The sequence below is a fragment of the Kribbella sp. NPDC048837 genome, assembly GCF_055586945.1.
In genome coordinates, this window is sequence record NZ_JBVJHF010000010.1 from 1 (window position 1) to 19964 (window position 19964).

At 67.3% G+C, this 19964-nt stretch carries 18 protein-coding genes; 6 read left to right on the forward strand and 12 right to left on the reverse strand.

Going from position 1 to position 19964, the window contains the following annotated elements:
* Window positions 1-91 precede the first annotated feature (91 nt).
* The 4 genes from ACZ6O0_RS37120 to ACZ6O0_RS37135 all read right to left on the reverse strand — a co-directional run bounded on the left by ACZ6O0_RS37120 (window position 92) and on the right by ACZ6O0_RS37135 (window position 3805).
* Window positions 92-982 (reverse strand): helix-turn-helix domain-containing protein, encoded by an 891-nt coding sequence (locus ACZ6O0_RS37120; protein ID WP_465769746.1) that lies wholly within the window; start codon window positions 980-982, stop codon window positions 92-94.
* A complete protein-coding gene (locus ACZ6O0_RS37125) occupies window positions 979-1746 on the reverse strand; it encodes a phytanoyl-CoA dioxygenase family protein (RefSeq protein WP_465769747.1) in 768 nt (255 codons plus the stop codon). The genes ACZ6O0_RS37120 and ACZ6O0_RS37125 overlap by 4 nt, the downstream gene beginning before the upstream one ends.
* Before the next feature lie 114 nt (window positions 1747-1860).
* Window positions 1861-2109 carry a hypothetical protein gene (locus ACZ6O0_RS37130; RefSeq protein WP_465769748.1) on the reverse strand — a complete coding sequence of 83 codons (249 nt, stop codon included), beginning with the start codon at window positions 2107-2109 and terminating at the stop codon, window positions 1861-1863.
* 16 nt (window positions 2110-2125) lie between these two features.
* A complete protein-coding gene (locus ACZ6O0_RS37135) occupies window positions 2126-3805 on the reverse strand; it encodes a sodium:solute symporter family protein (RefSeq protein ID WP_465769749.1) in 1680 nt (559 codons plus the stop codon).
* 165 nt (window positions 3806-3970) lie between these two features.
* Here ACZ6O0_RS37135 and ACZ6O0_RS37140 point away from each other — a divergent pair, with 165 nt between their 5' ends.
* The 3 genes from ACZ6O0_RS37140 to ACZ6O0_RS37150 are packed head-to-tail and all read left to right on the forward strand — an operon-like array spanning window position 3971 to window position 6214.
* Complete coding sequence (locus ACZ6O0_RS37140) at window positions 3971-4456, forward strand: hypothetical protein (protein WP_465769750.1); 486 nt, start codon at window positions 3971-3973, stop codon at window positions 4454-4456.
* Window positions 4453-5580 carry a sensor histidine kinase gene (locus tag ACZ6O0_RS37145; RefSeq protein WP_465769751.1) on the forward strand — a complete coding sequence of 376 codons (1128 nt, stop codon included), beginning with the start codon at window positions 4453-4455 and terminating at the stop codon, window positions 5578-5580. Before ACZ6O0_RS37140 ends, ACZ6O0_RS37145 begins: the two co-directional genes overlap by 4 nt.
* A complete protein-coding gene (locus ACZ6O0_RS37150; protein WP_465769752.1) occupies window positions 5573-6214 on the forward strand; it encodes a response regulator in 642 nt (213 codons plus the stop codon). Before ACZ6O0_RS37145 ends, ACZ6O0_RS37150 begins: the two co-directional genes overlap by 8 nt.
* On the opposite strand, the gene ACZ6O0_RS37155 is transcribed toward ACZ6O0_RS37150, so the two are convergent.
* Entirely contained in the window at window positions 6203-7201 is a 999-nt protein-coding gene (locus tag ACZ6O0_RS37155; protein ID WP_465769753.1) for an endonuclease/exonuclease/phosphatase family protein, read from the reverse strand. The two genes, ACZ6O0_RS37150 and ACZ6O0_RS37155, sit on opposite strands and share 12 nt — an antisense overlap.
* 152 nt (window positions 7202-7353) lie before the next feature.
* On the opposite strand from ACZ6O0_RS37155, the gene ACZ6O0_RS37160 reads away from it, so the two are divergent.
* Window positions 7354-7965 carry a hypothetical protein gene (locus ACZ6O0_RS37160; RefSeq protein WP_465769754.1) on the forward strand — a complete coding sequence of 204 codons (612 nt, stop codon included), beginning with the start codon at window positions 7354-7356 and terminating at the stop codon, window positions 7963-7965.
* An 83-nt stretch (window positions 7966-8048) separates the two neighbouring features.
* Window positions 8049-8609 (forward strand): dihydrofolate reductase family protein, encoded by a 561-nt coding sequence (locus ACZ6O0_RS37165; protein ID WP_465769755.1) that lies wholly within the window; start codon window positions 8049-8051, stop codon window positions 8607-8609.
* Between the two features lie 197 nt (window positions 8610-8806).
* Here ACZ6O0_RS37165 and ACZ6O0_RS37170 read toward each other — a convergent pair whose 3' ends face one another.
* The 6 genes from ACZ6O0_RS37170 to ACZ6O0_RS37195 all read right to left on the reverse strand — a co-directional run bounded on the left by ACZ6O0_RS37170 (window position 8807) and on the right by ACZ6O0_RS37195 (window position 16588).
* Window positions 8807-9814 (reverse strand): ABC transporter substrate-binding protein, encoded by a 1008-nt coding sequence (locus tag ACZ6O0_RS37170; RefSeq protein WP_465770095.1) that lies wholly within the window; start codon window positions 9812-9814, stop codon window positions 8807-8809.
* 31 nt (window positions 9815-9845) lie between these two features.
* On the reverse strand, window positions 9846-12125 hold the full coding sequence (locus ACZ6O0_RS37175; RefSeq protein WP_465769756.1) for a glycoside hydrolase family 95 protein: 2280 nt from the start codon (window positions 12123-12125) through the stop codon (window positions 9846-9848).
* Between the two features lie 5 nt (window positions 12126-12130).
* On the reverse strand, window positions 12131-13792 hold the full coding sequence (locus tag ACZ6O0_RS37180) for a type 2 periplasmic-binding domain-containing protein (protein WP_465769757.1): 1662 nt from the start codon (window positions 13790-13792) through the stop codon (window positions 12131-12133).
* A gap of 29 nt (window positions 13793-13821) precedes the next feature.
* On the reverse strand, window positions 13822-14766 hold the full coding sequence (locus ACZ6O0_RS37185; protein ID WP_465769758.1) for a carbohydrate ABC transporter permease: 945 nt from the start codon (window positions 14764-14766) through the stop codon (window positions 13822-13824).
* The gene (locus tag ACZ6O0_RS37190; RefSeq protein WP_465769759.1) at window positions 14763-15764 is read right to left on the reverse strand and encodes an ABC transporter permease; all 1002 of its coding nucleotides are present in this window, start codon (window positions 15762-15764) and stop codon (window positions 14763-14765) included. The genes ACZ6O0_RS37185 and ACZ6O0_RS37190 overlap by 4 nt, the downstream gene beginning before the upstream one ends.
* A gap of 515 nt (window positions 15765-16279) precedes the next feature.
* Window positions 16280-16588: an ArsR/SmtB family transcription factor gene (locus tag ACZ6O0_RS37195; RefSeq protein ID WP_465769760.1), complete on the reverse strand. Its 309-nt coding sequence runs from the start codon at window positions 16586-16588 to the stop codon at window positions 16280-16282.
* A gap of 311 nt (window positions 16589-16899) precedes the next feature.
* Between ACZ6O0_RS37195 and ACZ6O0_RS37200 the strand changes: the two genes are divergently transcribed.
* Window positions 16900-18147 carry an MFS transporter gene (locus ACZ6O0_RS37200; RefSeq protein ID WP_465769761.1) on the forward strand — a complete coding sequence of 416 codons (1248 nt, stop codon included), beginning with the start codon at window positions 16900-16902 and terminating at the stop codon, window positions 18145-18147.
* Window positions 18148-18164: 17 nt separating this feature from the next.
* Here the strand turns inward: ACZ6O0_RS37200 and ACZ6O0_RS37205 are convergent, their stop codons facing one another.
* Window positions 18165-19151, reverse strand: coding sequence for a TerC/Alx family metal homeostasis membrane protein (locus tag ACZ6O0_RS37205; RefSeq protein WP_465769762.1), 987 nt, complete (start codon window positions 19149-19151; stop codon window positions 18165-18167).
* Between the last annotated feature and the right edge of the window lie 813 nt (window positions 19152-19964).

Below are 19964 nucleotides of genomic sequence, written 5' to 3' on the forward strand. Positions count from 1 at the left end.
TCCTTAGACAGCTCCACTTCACAACCGGAGGCCTTCACCTGTCAGACAGGCTCACCGATGCCGACCGGGACAACCTCCCTGGACATCACATCTAGACGAACTCCGTGCCGCCGGTACGACGGTGCTCCCCCGGTGTCCGCCCGTAGTGCCGCCGGAACGCCGTCGAGAACGGGCGTACGTCGGAGTACCCGCAGGACCGGGCCACGTCGGTCACGGTCAGCGTGGAATCGAGGAGCAACTGTGCGGCGAGTTCCAGCCGCAGCCGGCGCAGGGTCGACATGATCGACGCACCGGTCTGCTGCTGGAACAGCCGCTCGGCATGGCGCTCGGAGAGGTGGGCAGCCGCTGCCACGTCCCGGACGGTGATCGGCCGGGACAGGTTGTCGCGGAGGTGCCGTTGCATCGCCTCCACCACCAGTGGACCCCGGTCACGCCGTACGGGTTCCACGGCGAGGTCATCGTCGAGGGCGAAGGCTCGTGCGGTCTCGAGCACCAGAGTGGAGCCGAGAGCCGCCAGTGCGGTGGTGTAGCCGGAGAGCGGAGCCGCGGCCTCGGCGGCCAGTGCTGCGATGAGTGCCGGCAGCAACCCGGTCCGGTCGGACAGGACGGGACCGTCGGCGCGGGTCAGGCCGGACCACCAGCCTGCTTCGTCCGTTCCCGGGCGGAAGGTGAAGCCCCAGAACGCGATGCCCAGCGGCTCGGTCCGGCTCGACTCGATCTCGTGCACGTCGCCGGGGCGGGCCAGGAAGACCGAGCCCGGGTGGACGTCGTACTCGACGGCTCCTGAGTTGAAGCGGCCCTCGCCGGCGTACGCGAGGCAGACCTCGTGGAACGAGTGGCTGTGCCAGTAGTTGCGCCAGTACTCCGGGCGGTAGTGCCCCCAGCTGAGGAAGTCCGCACGGAAGCCGTCGACCTCGCAGGACTCCAGCAGTCCGGCGAGGTCGACGAAGCGGTCCGCCGCAGCGACGTCCGCGAGGCTCAAACAGCACTCCTGCCGGTCGGGTCGACTCCTCGCAGCATCATGCCCTGTCCGAGCGAGTGGTCGTGCGTCTTCACCGTCACCGGGTCCGCCGGGTCGCGGTACTGGATCAGCCAGGTCGTCCGGGCCTCGTCGCTCACGTTCACCCCGGACCCGTGCACGGTCAGGTAGGTGAAGAACAGTACGTCGCCCGCCTCGGCCGGCTGCGGTGTCGCCGACTCGAACGGTACGTCGGGCAGGTGGTACGAGCCCTCCGGGTCGTGCTCGCGCGGACCGTCCTTGTGGCTGCCCGGAATGACCCGGACACACCCCTTCTCCTCCGGCGCGTCGTCGAAGTGGAAGATCGCCGCACCGACCCGGTGGTAGGTGTGCGGGAAGAACGGGTAGTCCTGGTGCAGCGGGAACGGCGAACCGTTCTCCGGCGGCTTCACGAACAGCTTGGTGTGGTGCAGCTGGACGTTGTCCACACCCATCACCGCGGCGGCCACGTCGGTGAACCGCGGGTCCACCAGCAGCTTGGAGAACTCGGCGTCGTAGAACTGCGCGTCGTGCAGGTGCTGCAGCCGGGTCGCCCCGTCGGACAGCCCCATCGCGGACTTCCAGGTCGGGTCGTCGTGGCGGTTCAGCCGGGCCAGCAGGTCGTGGCTGCGCTGCCGGTAGTACGCCGCTTCCTCCTTGCTGAGCAGGCCTTTCACCAGCACGAAGCCGTCGTCGGCATACTGCCGCGCCAGCGTCGACAGCTCGGGCTTGTCAGAGGTGATCGTCATCTCGAAGTTCCTCCTGATCGGGTACTTCGAGCCTAGGAAGATCGGCGCCCGGACGGCAGGACCGCGCCGGACGCCGATGTTCGTCAAACGGACATGCTCACTGTCCCCGAGGGGTTACTCCTCCGCCGGCTTCTCGACCGGTACGGCGATCGGCCGGAGCCGGGCCCAGAGCACGAACAGGGCGGCGAACACGAGCATCGCCAGGCCACCCCAGAGGTTGATGTTGATCCCGTCCGCCTTGTCGATCTCCGCGGGGTCCGCGATGATCCCGAGGATCGTCAGCACCACGCCGTACAGCGCGACCAGCGCGGCGATCACCACGCGGATGTCGAACGCTCCGGCCTTCTTCTTCTGCTCAGCCATGATCAGTTCTCTTTCGTCAGCCGAAGACGATGTTCAGGACGACGGTGAGGGCCAGCGAGATCCCGGCCAGCAGGACCGGCTTGCGGTACCAGCCGTGGTCGCCCTCCTGCGGCACCTCGGTGCGCTGTTGCTTGGGCGTCAGCGAGTAGACGAGGCCGATCAGCTCGGTCTCCCGTTTGGGTATCGTCACCAGGCTGACGAGCACGCTGACCAGGATGTCCACCACGAAGGCCGCGCCCGCGCCGACGAAGCTCGCGCCCTGACCCGGCAGGTTGATCACGCCGTTCTCCGACAGGATGAACACCAGGACCGCCGTCGCCGTACCGCTCACCAGACCGATCCAGCCGGCCGTCGCGGTCATCCGCTTCCAGAACATACCGAGGATGAACGTGGCGAACAGCGGCGCGTTGAAGAACGAGAACAGCTGCTGCAGGTAGTCCATCAGGTTGCTGTAGCCGGACGCGATCGCCGCCGTCCCGATCGCGATCACGGTGCCGCCCACCGTGATCCAGCGGCCGGTTCGCAGATAGAACCCGTCCGGCCGGTCCTTGATGACGTACCGCTCGATGATGTCGTAGGACATCACGGTGTTGAACGAGCTGAGGTTGGCCGCCATCCCGGCCATGAACGAGGCGAGCAGACCGGTGATGGCCAGGCCGAGCATGCCGTTCGGCAGCAGGTCGCGCATCAGCAGCAGCAGCGCGTCGTTGTAGTCCACCTCGCCGCTGCCGGTGGCCTTGAACTGGGCCAGCTCGGGCACGATCACCGCGGCGATGATGCCCGGGATGATCACGATGAACGGGATGAACATCTTCGGGAACGAGCCGATGATCGGCGTCCGCCGGGCCGCCGACATGTTCTTCGACGCCATCGCCCGCTGCACCTCGACGAAGTTGGTCGTCCAGTAGCCGAACGACAGCACGAAGCCGAGACCGAAGACCAGGCCGATGACGGAGAGGAAGTCCGAGGTGAACCCGCTCAGGTTGTTGCCCGGCCAGGCGCTCATTTGCTCCGCGCCACCCGGCCCGGCGCTGACCTTGTCGACCAGGCCCTGCCAGCCCCCGACCTTGTGCAGGCCGATCAGCGTCAGCGGCAGCAGCGCGGCGACGATCACGAAGAACTGCAGTACCTCGTTGTAGATCGCCGCGGACAGGCCGCCCAGGGTGATGTAGCTGAGCACGATCGCCGCGGCCGCGAGCACCGACACCCAGATCGGCCAGCCGAGCAGCACGTTCACGATGGTCGCCAGCAGGAACAGGTTCACGCCCGCGATCAGCACCTGGGCGAGGGCGAAGCTGATCGCGTTCACCAGGTGCGCGGGCCGGCCGAACCGGCGCAGCATGAACTCGGGCACGCTGCGGACCTTCGAGCCGTAGTAGAACGGCATCATCACGACGCCGAGGAACAGCATCGCCGGGATCGCGCCGATCCAGAAGTAGTGCACGGTCGGCATGCCGTACTGGGCGCCGTTCGCGGACATGCCCATGATCTCGATCGCGCCGAGGTTCGCCGAGATGAACGCCAGGCCGGTCACCCAGGCCGGCAGCGACCGGCCGGACAGGAAGAAGTCGAGACTGTTCGAGACCGCGCGTTTGGCGAGGTACCCGATGCCGAGCACGAAGACGAAGTAGACCGCGATGATGATGTAGTCGATCGCCGTGGCATCCAGTCTGAGGATGGATTCTTGCGGAAGCATCGGCCCTCCGGTTCGCCGTTGTGACGCCTCGTGGTTATACCGCTGCTGAACGTTACTCCTGCTTTCAACTACAGTCCCGGCGACCCGCGCCAGGTGTTTCCTCCACCCGGATCTCCACCCCTGGACGGTCCGCGACCAGGGACCGCGCGTCCTACCGTCGCTGCCATGAGCTTCGGAACACTGCCCAACGCACTCGTCGTGATCGCCGTCGTCGTCGCCGTACTGGCCCGGCGGCTGTCCTGGTCCGAGCTGGAGAACTCCGACGCCGACGTCTGGCGCGGCCCGCTGGTGATGATGGGGATCGGGGTCTACCAGCTGTACGACCGGCACGCGCAGCTCGGCGTCCTGGACACCGGCCTGCTGGTCATCGGAGCCGCCCTCGCGCTGGTCGCCGGCGTCGCCTCCGGCCGGGTCGCCCAGGTCGAGCGGCGCGCCGGGAAGGTGTACTTCCGGCTCGGGTTGCCGGGACTGGGCATCATGGTGGCCTACCTGGTCGTCCGGCTCGGGCTGGCGGGACTGGGGCACCTGATCGGCGCGCCGGCCTCCGGTGGCGGTGCGCTGCTGGTCTCCCTGGGCGCGAACCTGCTGACCCAGTCGCTGGTCATCCAGTCCAAGGCACACCGCGACGCGGAGGAGTACACCAGCCGGTGAAGGTGAAGGCGTACCTGCCGACCCGGCCGCACGGTGAGAGCGGCTGGGTCGGTCGCGTGCTCACGGGCGGCGTCGCGATCGCCGTCCTCGCGACCGCCCATCCGGCCCACGGCTGGATCAGGATCGTGCTCGGCGCCGGCCTGGTCGCGTTCCTGATCGGTTCGTTCCTGATGGCCGAGCGCCCGTACGCCGCGTTCGCGGTGCTCTCGGCCGTTGCGGTGGGCAACGCCCTCATCTGCGGCTACGAGAACTCGAACTCGCTGGTGCTGGTGCTGGTCGCGGCCACCGATATCGCGGTGATCGACTTCGGCCGCCGCGGCAACCGCCCGATCGTTGCCGCCGGCATCGGTATCGCGGCGGGGTTCGCGGTCTCGGCCTGGTGGTTCGACCGCCCGGACAGCTGGTACTTCAGTCAGCTGCTGTGGACCGGCGTTCTGATCGCCTTCGGGCTGAACCGGCGGCAGTACGAGGTCCAGGCGCGGCAGACCGAGCAACTGCTCGAACAGACCCGGCTGGCGCAGAGCGAGCACGCCCGGGCCGCGGCGCTGGAGGAACGCGGCCGGATCGCCCGCGACCTGCACGACGTCCTCGCGCACTCGCTCGGTGCGCTGAGCGTCCAACTCGAGGTGGCCGAGGCGCTCCTGGACGAACGTGGTGACACCGCGGGCGCTCTCGAACGCGTCCGCCGGTCGCGGCGCCTCGCTGTCCAAGGGCTGATCGAAGCGCGGAACGCCGTGGCCGCCTTGCGCGCCGATGAGGTGCCGGAGCTGCCGCAGGCGATCGCCGCACTGGCGGAGCAGCACGAGAAGGACCACGGGACCCACGTCGGGGTCACGATCAGCGGGACGCCGAGCCGGCCCGAGTCCGGTATCACCGTGGCGCTACTCAGCACCGTCCGGGAAGCACTGACGAACGCGGCCAAGCACGCGGCAGGCCAGTCCGTCGACGTCGGTCTGAGGTTCGGCGGCGGCGTACGGGTCTCCGTGCGGAACAAGGGAGCGACGAGCGGAACAGGGTTTGGGCTGGCGGGGATGCGGGAGCGGCTGGCCCTGGTCGGTGGCACGCTGACGGCAGGTCCGGACGGGGACGACTGGCTGGTGGTCGCGGAGGTGCCAGATGAATGACAGCATCCGGGTGGTCGTGGCCGACGACCAGCAGGTGGTCCGGGAAGGGCTGGTCGCACTGCTCGGACTGCTGGACGGGATCGAGGTTGTCGGTGCGGCCGCGAACGGCGCCGACGCGATCGAGCTCGTTGCTCAGGGCAACGTGGACGTCGTGCTGATGGATCTGAAGATGCCGGTCCTGGACGGCGTCCAGGCGACCACGCGGATCACGGCCGACTTCCCGGAGGTCGCCGTACTCGTGCTGACGACGTACGCCGATGACGCCTCGATCGCGACCGCGCTCCGCGCCGGCGCGCGTGGGTACCTCACCAAGGACGCGGGCCGGGCCGAGATCGGCGCGGCACTCCGGTCGACCGCGGCCGGGCAGTCCACGTTCGACCCCGAGGTATCCAAGCGTTTGATCGCCGGACTCACCCCCGAACCGCCGGGCAACGACGGCCTGACCGCGCGCGAGACCGAGGTACTGCGTTTGATCGCGCGCGGACTCAGCAACCAGGAGATCGCCGCGCAGCTGTTCATCAGCGAGGCGACCGTGAAGACGCATATCAACAACACGTTCGCCAAGATCGGCGCCCGCCATCGGGCGGAGGCGGTCCGCTACGCCTACCGCAAGGGGATCGCGTCAGACCCGTAACTCGGCGATCACCGGCCGGTGGTCGCTGCCGGTGGGCTTCATCACCCACGCCTTGGTCGGGGTGACCCCGCGCACCATGATGTGGTCGATCCGGGCCATCGGGAACTTGGCCGGCCAGGTGAAGCCGAAGCCTTGTCCCGCCGCGCCCTGGGCGGAGCGGAGCCCGGCGGTCAGTGGGGCCAGGCTGCGGTCGTTCGCCGTACCGTTGAAGTCGCCCATCACGATCACGCCGGCCAGCTTCTCGTCGGCGATCTGCCGGCCCAGTGCCTTGATGGTGTCGTTGCGCTGGTCCGATGTGAAACCACTGGTGCCGACGCGCACGGACGCGAGGTGAGCGACGTACACCGCGACCTTTCCCTCGGGTGTACTGACCTCGGCCCGCAGTGCACGCGTCCACTTGAAGCCGACGTCGACCGACTCACTCTGCGCGACCGGGTACTTCGACCACAGAGCGACCGTGTCCCGGGAGACCTCGTAGGGATAGGTCTTGGCGAACTCGGCCTTGTAGACCTTCATGTCTGCCGTGGTGATCTCCTCCAGGGCCATCACATCGGCGTCGGCGGCGAGCAGGTCCTGCGCGGTCTGCTTCGGGTCCGGGTTGGCCGCGTCGACGTTGTGAGACAGAACACGCAGGTCGTAGGCGCCGCCACCCTTACCGGGGATCAGCAGGTCGCCGAACATCAGGCCCCACACCACCAGGGGCACGAGGAGCGCGACGCCGGCCGTGGCGGAGCGTCGTACCAGCGCTGCTACGGCCAGGACCGGTATGGCCAGGCCGACCCAGGGCAGGAAGGTATCGAGCAGGCTGCCGAGATTGCCGACCGAGTTCGGGACCCAGCGGTGGAACAGCAGCGGCAGCGCGGACAGGACCGCGAGGACGGCGATGAACCAGCCACGACGCCACATGCTGCCCTTCCGGCGCCGCCGTGAGGCGGTGCGCGGACGCGGCGGCTTGGCGGCGGCGACTGCGGTCTGGCGGTCCGACATGGAGCGATTGTTGCGGAGTCTCGGGCCGTACCAAAGTCCGTGCCCGGTCAAGGAGGCCGATTTCATCCCTCCGGACGACCGGATCAGGCCGAAATGATTAGCAGTCTGTGAGAGATCTGGTGCGTTGTGGGGACAGACCCGACAATGCGGGTATGCCGTCTGTGCAGAGCACCGAGCCGTTCGTGGTGAAGCGGCGCGGGCTGGGAACGACGAAGACCGCGCTCTACCTCGGCACGCTGCTGTTCGGATTGATGGTCCTGCTCACGGTGCTGCTGATCGTGGTCCAGTCGATCCGGGGCGGCCCGATCCGGGAGCCGCTCGAGGCGGTCTGGCTGGCCTGGGGCGGCATGCCGCTGATCTTCGCGGTCGGGCTGCCGATCCTGCTCCTGGTCGGCGCGGTCACCGCCTACGAGGAGCGCCGCGAGGCGGACACGGACGACGTCCTGCTGACGGTCGACGACGCCGGGATCTACCTGGGTGGCGAGCAGCCGCAGACGATCCCGTGGTCCGAGGTGCACGGCCTGTGCCGGGTCGAGCGCCACGACGACAACGGCGAGAGCGAATCCTGGCATCCGTACCTGATCGTCCTGCGGTACGACGACGACGCGTTGCCCCGCAGCTCGAAAGCCTGGGGCCCGTCACGCCCCTGGCCCGGTACGTTCGAGATCCTCGGGCGGCCGCTTCCGTTCGACGACCTGTGCGCGGCCGTCCGGCGGTGCGCCCCGGCCATCGAGGTCACCGACCGCGGCCGCGTCCCCGATTGAGCCCCCTCCCCCGGTTAGCGTCGGTCCATGGCCCGGTACGAGCTTCGCGGAACGCGGCCTCCTCCCGGTGAACGGAGCTTGAGATGGCCAAGCTGATCTACTCAGCGATCATGTCGCTCGACGGGTACGTCGAGGACGCCGACGGAACCTTCGAGTGGGCTGCCCCCGACGAGGAGGTGCACGCCTTCGTCAACGAGTTGGAGCGCCCGATCGGCACCTACCTCTACGGCCGCCGGATGTACGAAACGATGTCCTACTGGGAGACCGCCGGCGACGACTCCCCGGTGACCCGCGACTACGCCGGCATCTGGCGATCCGCCGAGAAGGTCGTCTACTCCCGAACCCTGCAAGCGGTCACCAGCGCCCGGACCCGCATCTGGCGAACCTTCGAACCCGACGCCGTCCAGCAACTGAAGGAGTCCTCAGCAGCCGACCTGAGCATCGGCGGCGCCAACCTGGGCAGCCAAGCCCTCAACACCGGCCTGGTCGACGAGCTCCACCTCTTACTCACCCCCATCATCGTCGGAGGCGGCAAGCGAGCGTTACCCGACCAACTCCGCACCAAGCTGGAGTTCCTCGACGAACACCGCTTCGAGAGCGGCGTCGTCCACCTCCACTACCAGGTGAACAACGCGCAGGGGTGATCCACCAGGCCGGTGTCATCAGCCTCACCTGCGAACTGGCACCAACCCGGCAACCGACCGCGCGACGCAGGAGAGCAACACGCGGGCGGCAGCCCGCAAACGGCCGGGCGATAGCCCGCAGGGAAACTTCGGGTGGGTGGGAGCGCGCGTAGCAGGTGCGACGTAGGAGTGCCTGCGTAGCACGCGTGGGAAGGAAACTAGCCCTTCGGACCCAGCAGCTTCTCCAAATCCGACAGCACGTCCATGGCTCCGAGCGGGCCGAGGCCCAGGAACCAGACCTCGTCGTCGACGCGCGCCACCTGGCCCTTCTTCACCGCCGGGAGCGCCTTCCAGAGGTTGCCGTTGACAACGGTGTTCTCGGCGGTGGTGTCCGGCTTGCCGTAGCTGGAGTAGAAGATCCAGTCGCCGTCGGCCTTGCCGATGTTCTCCTGCGACACCTCGACCGCGAGGTCCTGCACGTCCTGGATCTTGGGCCGCGGCAGCCCGATGTCCTTCAGGATCACGCCGATGAACGACAGGTTCCCGTAGAGCCGGATCTCCCCCGGCCGGAACCGGACCAGCGAGATCGTCGGCGTCCCCTGCACCTTCGACTTCACCTCGTCGGCACGCTTCTGGTAGTCGTTGAGGATCCCGGTGGCCTTGTCCTCCTCGCCGACGGCGTCCGCGACGAGCAGGAAGTTCTCCTTCCACGGGAACCCGGGCCGGATGCTGAACACGGTCGGCGCGATCGCGCTGAGCTTGTCGTACAGGTCGTTGGCGCGCAGCTTGCTGCCCAGGATCAGGTCGGGCTTGAGCGCCGCGATCGCCTCGAGGTTCAGTTCGCTGATCCCGCCGACGGTCTTGATCCCCTGCGCCTTGTCCGCCAGGTACGACGGTACGCCGGCCTGTCCCGCGGTCGTCGCCATCCCGACGGGCGTGATCCCGAGCGCCAGCACGTCATCCAGCTCACCGCTGTCCAGGACAACCACCCGGGAAGGCTTCTTCTCGATCGTGGTCTCCCCGAGCGCGTGCTTCACCGTCCGCGGGAACGCCCCCGGCTGCGCGTCGGACCCGAGCTTGGCGGTGTCCTCGTCGGCGGTCTTGAACAACCGCCCACCGGTCGCCACGTCCGTGTCTCCGACGCCGGTGTCGGCGCTCCCGGCGTCCTTGCCACCACACCCGGCCAGCACCAGCAGCGAGGCCGTAACGGCTATGACGATGCGCATCTTCACGGACGTGAGGATACAACAACTTTGGTTAGGCAGACCTAACCAGGTCCACCTTCCGGCCCGCCTCGAGCTCCACCTCCAGCTCACGGTCCGGCAGCGCGATCCGGTACGTACCGGACTGCGTCGCCACCACCGTCACAGCCGTCGGTACGCCGCCACGCCAGCTCACGTCGAAGCTCAGACCACCCCGTGCCCGCAGCCCGCGGAACCAGCCGTCGGGCCAGTCGGCCGGTAGTGCCGGGAGCAACCGAATCGTGTCGGTGTGACTCTGGATCAGCAGCTCCGGAACGCATCCGGTCATGCCGAAGTTCGCGTCGATCTGGAAGATGTCGCCGTCGCGGTGCAGCAGGTTGTCCGACACCAGCCGGCTCAGGTAGTCGCGGATCGCCGCCGACGCCTTCTCCGGCTCGAACAACCGTGCCCACAGCGCAACCAGCCATGCGGCCGTCCAGCCACCGTTGGTCGCTCCATCAGTCCTCAGCTCCAGCGAAGCACGAGCAGCCGCGGCCCATTCCGGCGTACGCGTCGGATCGATCTCGGCGCCAGGGTAGAGACCGTAGAGGTGCGACTGATGCCGGTGCTGAGGCTCGGACGGCTGCCAGTCGGTCGGCCATTCGAGCAGCCGGCCGTCAGGCGTCGTACCGATCTTCGGCAGGCGAAGACGAGCGGCCGTCGCACGAGCGGCGAGGTCGGAGGCCAACCCCAGAACGCCTTCCGCTTCGGCCAGGTTGGCGAACAGCTCGCGGATCAGCCAGATGTCGTACGTCGACGTCAGGTCGACCGACGCCTTCTCACCGGTCGGCAGAACGAAGTGATGCTCGGGAGCCGTCGACGGGATGAACTGCAGCGTCCCGTCACCATCCTCGACCAGCATCGACAGCACGAACTCCGCCGCACCCGCGATCACCGGGTACGCACGGTCGCGCAAGAAGTCCACGTCCTGCTGGAAGCGGTAGTGCTCCATCAGATGCGCGGTCAGCCAGACTCCGCAGGTGGCACACATCGACCAGACCGGGTCGTCGCCACCGTCACCCACCGGCCAGGTCGCGCGCCAGATGTCCGCGTTGTGATGCGACACCCACCCGGGAGCGTCGTACAGGATCCGCGCGGTCCGCGCGCCCGACTCCGCCAAGCCTTCGAGCAGATCGGTGAGCGGGTCGAAGCACTCCCCCAGACCGGTCAGGTCGGCGGGCCAGTAGTTCATCTGGGTGTTGATGTTGTTGGTCCAGTCGCTCGCCCACATCGGCCGGCGGTCCTGGTTCCAGATACCTTGCAGGTTGGCCGCCTGCGTCCCCGGCCGTGACGAGGCGATCAGCAGGTAGCGGCCGAAGTTGACCATCAGCGCGACCAGGTCCGGATCGTTGCCGCCGGCAGCGACCGCCTTGATCCGCTCGTCGGTCGGCAGGTCGATCGACTCGCCGAGCGCCAGCTCGGCGCGGTCGTAGAGCGCCGCATGATCCTCCACGTGGCGCTCGCGAAGCTTGTCCACGGCAACCGCATCCAGCAGGCTGATTGCCTTGCGCAACGCCACCAGCGGATCGCGGCCGGGCGGGACCGACCAGCCCTCGAAAGTGCTTGCCGCGGCGACCAGAACGGTCACGCTGCCGGCGCCACGGACCGAGACACCCTCCTCGGAGACCGTGACGGCACCGTCGGTCACCGTGCGGAGCGCGACACCGAAGCCGATGCCGCGCCCCTCCTCGTAGCGGATCGGGTCCGGGCTCTGCCGGTACTCGATGGTGAGGTCCGACGGGGCGTGGCCGACGACGCCATAGGTGCCGTCGGCAACGTCCGTACGGACCGCGTGCTGACTGTCCAGCGCGAGGCCGAGATCGATCGCCCCCGGCCGGTCGGCCGTGATCGTCCACACCATCACCTGGTCCGGTGTGGACACGTAGGTCTCGCGCCGGAACCGTACGCCGTCGATCGAGTACTCGACGGCGACGGTCCCGGTGCGGAGATCCAGACTCCTGCGGTACTCCTGTGGTTCCCCGGCCGCGGTGATCAGGAGATCGGCGAGCGGCTGGAACGACTCCACCAACGGACCCTGTAGAGCCCGGGTCCGCTCGGTCGCCGCCAGCTGATCACCGTCCTCGAGCAACAACCGCCGTACGTCGGCCAGCACCGACGGACCGTCCGTCACGGTCAGCTCGCGCGGACCGTCCCCGGACCAGACGTCGTCCAGGTTGAGGGCGATCCGTTCGTCGGCGACCCGGCCGAACACCTTGGCTCCGAGGTGACCGTTGCCCAGCGGCAACGCCTCGAACCAGTCCGGCGCGGGGGTGCGGAACCACAGTTCGTGGGACATGAGGGTTACTTGCTCCCGGACTTGTACTTGTCGTAGGCCTGCTGCTGGATCTCGAGGTACCGCGGCATGCCGGTGCTGTCCAGACCCTTCACGTACGCGTCCCAGTCGGTGTCGATGTTCTTCGACCCGGTGATGAACGCCAGCTGGTTCTGGTTCACGTAGTTGCTGAGGTTGGTCTGCAGCGTCGCGGTCTCACCGCTCAGGCTGGGGTCCGGCCAGACCGAGGTCTGCGGGAACCACTGCGACTTGTCCTCGTGGCCTTCGTACAGCTTGGTGGCCTGGAACAGCCGCCGCTCGAGGCCGGCGCCGGTGTAGATGTCCTTCGGGACGACCTGCGCGTTGCGGTACGCGAGCGTGTTGTTGTACTGACCGAGGGCGCCCCAGTTGATGTTCTTCGGCGCGTCCTGCTTCGGCTTGTACATCGGCTTGACGCTGTCGTCGAGCGCGATGTCACCGGGACCGGGCTTGGTCCAGCCGACGTTCTCCGGGCCCATGTTGGTGATCATCTGGCCCTCGTCGCTGTAGATCCAGTCCAGCATCTTGATCGCCGCGACCTGGGCCTCCTTGCTGGCCTTGTTGGTCAGCATGAAGGTGTAGCCGGTGGAGGTCGGGTGGTTGTAGCCGGTGTAGCTCTTGCCCTCCGGGCCGGTCAGCGGCGGCACCGCGTCGTACTGCTTGTCCCGGCCGTCCTTGGAGTCGAGCTGGACGAAGATGCCCGGCCACAGCACCGGCACCGAGCCGAGGACGACGGCCTTCGGGTTGTTGCCCTGGGCCTGCAGCGCCTGCGCGTTCTGGGTGAACGCGGCCTGGTCGATCAGGCCTTCCTTGTACAGCGAGGCGATGTACTTGAGGCCTTCCTTCCACTCCGGCGACGTCACGGGCGTCACGACCTTGTCGCCGTTCAGCGTGAGCAGCGAACGCTGGCCGTTGTTCGCGCCGACCGGGTCGTAGGCGAACGCGTTCATCAGGTACGCGATCAGGCTGCTGTCCTGGACGTCGGTGGTCATCGGGATCTCGTCGGCCTTGCCGTTGCCGTTCGGGTCCTTGGTCTTGAAGGCCTCGAGCACCTTGCGCAGGTCCTCGGTGGTCTTCGGCACCTGCAGGCCGAGCTTCTTCAGCCAGGTGCTGTTGATCCACAGCTTGTCCGGGTAGGTGCAGTGGAAGCAGTCCGCCCACTGCGGCAGCGCGTAGATGTGACCGTCGGGAGCGGTCGACATCTCCTTGTACTCCTTGTTGGAGTCCAGCACCTTCTGGATGTTCGGCGCGTTCTCCTTGATCAGGTCCTCCAGCGGGACCGCGACGCCCTGCTGGCCGAGCTTCAGCACCTCGGCCTGGGTGAACGCGTCGACCCACGGGATCAGGAAGAACAGATCCGGGTAGTCGCCACTGGCCAGCGAGATCTGCCGCTTCTCCTTGGCCGGCCCGGCGTCGAGCGTCGTGGTCTGCCAGCGGAACTGGATCTTGAACTTGTCGCTGATGATCTTGGTCACCGCGTTGGTGTCCATGTTGGTGTTCTGGTCGGCCGGGGTGAACGTGTCGATGACGACCTTGCCGTCCGCTGTCGTCTCGTTCGCCGCCCCCTTCGCCGACTTGTCGGAGCTGCACGCCGCCAGGGCGAGCGCACCGGCCGCGACCAGCGCGACGACCTTGCTCACGGATGAGCGCATTTCTGGTGTTCCCTTCTGAAGTGGGCTTCTCAGCCCTTGACCGCGCCGACCATCACGCCCTTGGTGAAGTGGCGGGCGACGAACGGGTAGATGATCAGTACGGGCAGACTCGAGATGACGATGAGCGCGTACTTGAGGACGTTGGCCAGTTGCTGCTGTTCGAGCTGCTGGGCCAGGTTCTGGGTGGTCGAGCCACCGGTGACTTGGTTCAGGATCAGGACGTTCCGCAGCACGATCTGCAGCGGGTAGAGACCCGGGTCCTTGAGGTAGACCAGGGCGTCGAAGTAGCTGTTCCACTGGAAGATCGCGTACATCAGCGCGATCACCGCGATCACCGGCTTGGACAGCGGCAGCACGATCGACCAGAGGAACCGCAGGTCGCTGGCCCCGTCGATGGTGGCCGCCTCGTACAGCTCGTCCGGGATGGTCGAGCGGAAGAAGGTCCGGGCGATGATCACCTGCCAGACCCCGATCGCGCTCGGGATCACCATCGCCCACCGGGTGTTCAGCATGCCCAGGTCCTGGACGACCAGGTAGGTCGGGATCAGGCCGCCGGAGAACAGCATGGTGAAGATCAGCAGGCTCATGATCACGTTGCGGCCGAAGAAGGTGCTCCGCGACAGCGGGTAGGCGATCGCGATCGTCAGCGTGACGCTGATCAGCGTGCCGCCCACCGCGTAGATGAACGAGTTCAGGTAGCCCTGCATGATCTGCGGGTCGCCGAACGCGGTCTTGTACGCCTGCAGGCTCGGTTCGACCGGCCAGAGCAGGACCCGGCCGGCGCTGACGGCCGACGCGCTGCTGAACGAGTTGGCGACGATGTAGATCAGGGGGACCGCGACGACGATCAGCGCGATCCAGAGCATGATCTTCACGCCGACCAGGAAGATCTTGTCGGTCGTGGTCTCTTCGATCGTGGTGCGCTCCGACCGGTTGCCCGTCGTACGCCGGAAGCCTTGCAACGTGATACTCATGACCAGAGTCCGTTTCCGGTGATGCGCTTGGCGGCGAAGTTCACGCCGAGCAGGAGGAAGAGGTTGATCACCGAGTTGAACAGCCCGACCGCGGTCGCCATGCTGAAGTCGGCGTTCAGCAGACCGGTCTTGTAGACGTAGGTCGCGATGATCTCCGACTGCGCCAGGTTCAGCGGGTTCTGCAGCAGGAAGGCCTTCTCGAACCCGATCGACATGATGTTGCCGACGCCGAGGACCAGGATGATCACCGCGGTCGGCATGATCCCGGGCAGGTCCACGTGCCGGATCCGCTGCAGCCGGCTGGCCCCGTCGATCCGGGCCGACTCGTGCAGCGCCGGGTCGATCCCGGCCAGCGCGGCCAGGTAGATCACCGCGGAGTAGCCGGTGGTCTGCCAGACGTCGGACCAGACGTAGATGTGCCGGAAGTAGTCCGGCTTACCGAGGAAGTCGACCGCGGGCACCCCGAACAGCCCGATCGCGTCGTTCACGAACCCGAGCCGCGGCGACAGCACCAGGATCGTCATCGAGACGACGACCACGGTGGAGATGAAGTACGGCGCGTACGTGACCAGCTGGACGACCTTCTTGAACCGGCCGTTGCGGATCTCGTTCAGCGCGATCGCCAGGATGATCGGGATCGGGAAGCTGGCCAGCACGGTGTAGGCCGCCAGGAAGAACGTGTTCTTCACCAGGGTCCAGAACACCGGGTTCTGGAAGAACAGTTCGAAGTTCTTGAACCCGACCCACTCGCTGCCCCACGGGCCCTTGACCGGGCTGTAGTTCTTGAACGCGATCACCGCGTTGCTGATCGGGATGTACTTGAAGATGACGAAGTACGCGAGCGGTACGACGACCAACAGGTAGAGCTGCCAGTGCCGGCGCAGGCTGCGGCCTGCCGCGGTCCGGCGGCTCGTCCTGGGGATTTTCCGGGCGGTTCTCACCGCCTCCCGGGGAGCCGGTGCCGGCGGCGCCGGTTTGACCTCGAAAGTTGCGCTCACTCCGCATCCTTTCCCTCACGCGCTGGAGTGGAACCGATATCCGATAGGATCTCGGGTTTCGCTATCCCGGAGGATGACACAGAACCACGGGCAGCGGAAGACTCTCCGGCCCCGTCGATACCGGACGGTGACCGAGACGCTCAGATCCCCTTGTCCACAAGGGATTCTTCGCGTTGCCCGCAGCAACCATCCGGCGGAAACGCCGAATGATCCGATGGCCAGCCATCGGATCCGGACACACGCCGATCGAGCCCGGGGTCGCTCTGAGCCACCGACACCGGACCGATCCAGAATTTATTTCTCTTGTGAACTATGTCGCAGTCAACCCGCCCCGGACCCCTCATGTCAAGACCTGAAGAAACCCGCCTCCGGGGCGTCGTGCAGGCCGGGGCTACCGGAAAGGGGTTTCTAGGCGTCGTAGCCGTGGAGGCCCAGCAGGAGGCCGGTGGGGTCCAGGATGTAGGCGCCTCGGCCGACGTCGGGGATGGTGAACTCGACGTAACTCACCGGCTGACTCACGGTCGATCTCCTCGGCGCAGCGGCGGCGCCTTCTCGTGACGGGCGGCCACGTCGATGGCCCAGTGCGCCAGTGCGTGGAGCGCGTCGGGATTCAGTTCGTGCCAGCGGTGGCGGCCGACCAGCGTGGTCCGCACGACGTCGGCGGTCTGCAGGATCTTCAGGTGCTGCGAAACGGCGGGCCGGCTGATCGGGAACAGCTCGGCCAGTTGCCCGGTCGTCGCCGGCCCCTGCGCGAGCCGCGCCACGATCCGCCGCCGTGACCCGTCCGCCACCGCGGCGAGTACGGCGCCCACCTCGATCGCCATGCCGCCCCCTCGACCCGTAAGCCGGACCTTACGCGTAAGGATCTACTTACGCAATGCGGCGAAAACCTGACCCGACCATCACGGGGGAACGGCCGGGCCAGGCACTATCGATGGTACTCCTGATCACCCGCAGTGGTCTGCAAATTCGGAGGCGGACGCGCCGGGTCCTGCCCTACCCTGGACGTCATGCAAACCCGCTCCTGAAAGCGCACCTCCGCCGTCCGCCGGCCGGGCCGCCGTCGTGCGTCACGTCAAGCGTTTGACCTACTCGGGTCGCGCTTCGTCCTGCACACTTTCGGGAGCAACCCACGATGGCTCTGCCTGCCTACCGGTCCGCCGATCCGGCCCGGACCTACTACGCCTACAACGGCGCCTGGGCGTTCTTCTCCGCGCTGACCTTCACGCTCAGCATGGTGTACTACGTCCGCGACGCCGGCCTGGACCCGCTCCAGATGGTCCTCGTCGGGACCGTCCTCGAGCTCGCCTGCTTCCTGTTCGAGATCCCGACCGGCATCGTCGCCGACCTGTACAGCCGCCGGCTGTCGATCATCATCGGCTTCGCCCTGATCGGCGCCGGCTTCCTGCTCCAAGGACTGGTGCCGGCGTTCCTGGCGATCCTCGCCGCCCAGGTGCTGTGGGGTGTCGGCTACACCTTCACCTCCGGCGCCGACCAGGCGTGGATCGCCGACGAGATCGGCACCGAGCGGGCCGCGAAGGTCTTCGTCCGCAGCCAGCAGTTCAGCCTCGGCGCGAAGATCGCCGGCACGGTGTGCGCCGGCGCGCTCGGCCTGATCAGCCTGCCGCTGCCGATGACCCTGTCGGGCGCCGGGATGATCCTGCTCGCCCTGATGCTCGCGCTGTTCATGCGCGAGCAGAACTTCCACCGGACGCCGCGGGAGGAGCGCGAGACCTTCCGGCAGATGGCCGACACGTTCAAGCACGGACTCGGAGTTGCCCGGCGGCGTCCCGTCGTACGAACGCTGGTCCTGATCAGCCTGATCTCCGGGCTGTCCAGCGAGGCCTTCGACCGGTTGTGGTCGGTGAAGATCCTGAACTTCAGCTTCCCGACCGTCTTCGGTACGTCGGACCCCGCGTTCTGGTTCACGGTGCTGGCCCTGATCGGGACGCTGCTGTCCCTGGTCAGCTCGCTCGTCCTCAACAAGGTCTCACCGGAGCGGGTGACCGCTACGCATCCGAACGGCGTACTCGCGCTGCTCGCGGCACTGCAGGTGGCCGGCGTGATCTCGTTCGCGCTGCTCGATCACCTCTGGCTGGCGCTGGCGGCGATGTGGGTCAACACGATCGCCGGCACCCTGGCCTGGCCGATCGAGTCCGCCTGGCTGAACCGGCACGTCGACTCCAAGTCCCGTGCGACGGTGATCTCGATGGTGTCGCAGGCCAACGCCATCGGCCAGGTCGTCGGCGGCCCGCCGCTGGGCGCGCTGGGCCGCACCAGCCTCCGTGCGGCGCTGCTCACCTCAGGATTGATCCTGACGCCGATCCCTGTGCTCTACCTCCGGCTCCGCCCGGCCCGCGCCGAGCAGCCCGAGCCGGTCTGAGGCGGACCGCCGCGGGGTCAGTCGTCGATCCGGATCTTGACCTCGACCCTGCGGCGGTCGTACGACGACTTGATCAGGCTGGCCACGGTCGTCACGAACAAGGTGGCGACAATGAACCCGAGCGACGTCAGGATCCCGATGTGCGGCAGGTGGATCGCGCCGATGTCGTCGATGTGCGAGCCGTGCAGCGCCTCGATGATCAGCTTCACGCCGATGAAGGCCAGGATCACCGACAGGCCGACGTTCAGGTAGATGATCCGCTCCAGCAGCCCGCCGATCAGGAAGTACAGCTGCCGCAGGCCCATCAGCGCGAACGCGTTCGCGGTCAGCACGATGTAGGCGTCCTGGGTGAGCCCGAAGATCGCCGGGATCGAGTCCAGCGCGAAGATCACGTTCGCCATCCCGATCGAGGCGATCACGATCACCAGCGGCGTCACCATCCGGCGGCCGTCGATCCGGGTGGTCAGCTTGGACCCGTCGTAGTCGTGCGACAGCGGCAGGACCCGGCGCAGCCCGCGCAGTACGACGTTCTCCTGGAAGTCGGCCTCGTCGTTCTCGCCCTCGAGCGCCAGCCGGACCGCGGTGTACACCAGGAACGCGCCGAAGATGTAGAACACCCAGCTGGCCGCCGAGATCGCCGCCGCACCGGCCAGGATGAAGACCGCGCGCAGGATCATCGACACCACGATGCCGATGTAGAGCACCTTGTCCTGCGCCAGACTCGGTACGGCGAACCGCGCCATGATGATGACGAAGACGAACAGGTTGTCGACGCTCAGGCTGTACTCGGTGATGTACCCCGCGACGAACTCACCGCCGGTCTGCCCCGGACTGAACACGAACAGCCCGACCGCGAACAGCCCCGCCAGCCCCACGTAGAACAGCACCCACCGCGTCGCGTCCTTGATCGTCACGGTGTGGTTGCGCCGGGCAATCACGATCAGGTCGAACGCGACGATCGCGAGCAATCCGATGATCGTGAGCACCCACACGACAGGGGACATGACAGAGACCATGACAATCCTCCGGACGACGGCGTACAGCTCGGTCCGGAGGTCTCTTCCACCCGGAAACCCCGGGCCGGCAGCACCGGTTCGGCCGCCCAGGCCTCCCGTGATGACGACACTGCCGTAGTCAGGCCCGCCGCGGCGCGACCCGAGAGGAATACTCCCCTCCACAAACGCGCCAAGTGTATCCAGTACCGATGAATCCCACCGTGCACCAGGTCACACACCAACACGCTCCGCACGATCGTATACCGCATACAGACTCCAACGCTAGAGGGAATGTAGTCGCCCCTCGCAGCCCGCTACGCGCGCTCCTGGCGTCGCGTGCTGCGCAGGCTGCCCCACCCGCCCCTTTGTGCGCTCGCACGGCTCGCGGTGCGCTCGCGACGCTCGCGATCGACTGCGGGTGGTCCCGGGCTGGCGTGCTTACTGGGCGGACTGCGCTGGTGTGTACCGCTGGCCAGTTGCAGCCGGCACCGGAGGTGATGCTGTGCGGCAGCCTGCAATATCCGAGGTGGCGACATCCATCACAACCCCCACCGCAGTCGCCGCCTCCACCACGGTCCCCCTCCACCGCAGTCGCCGCCTCCACCACGGCCCCCTCCCACGGTCGCCGCTCCGCCCCGGTCGCCCCGCCACCACAACTCCCCCACCACAGTTGCCCACACCACAACCCACCCCGCAGATCCGTCAGCCCGCGACCACCCGCAGTCGACCGGCGAGCATCGCGAGCCCACCCGCGAGCGCCGCGAGCCCACCCGCGAGCAACGCGAGCGCACAAACCGGGCGGGTGGGGCGGCCGGCGCAGCA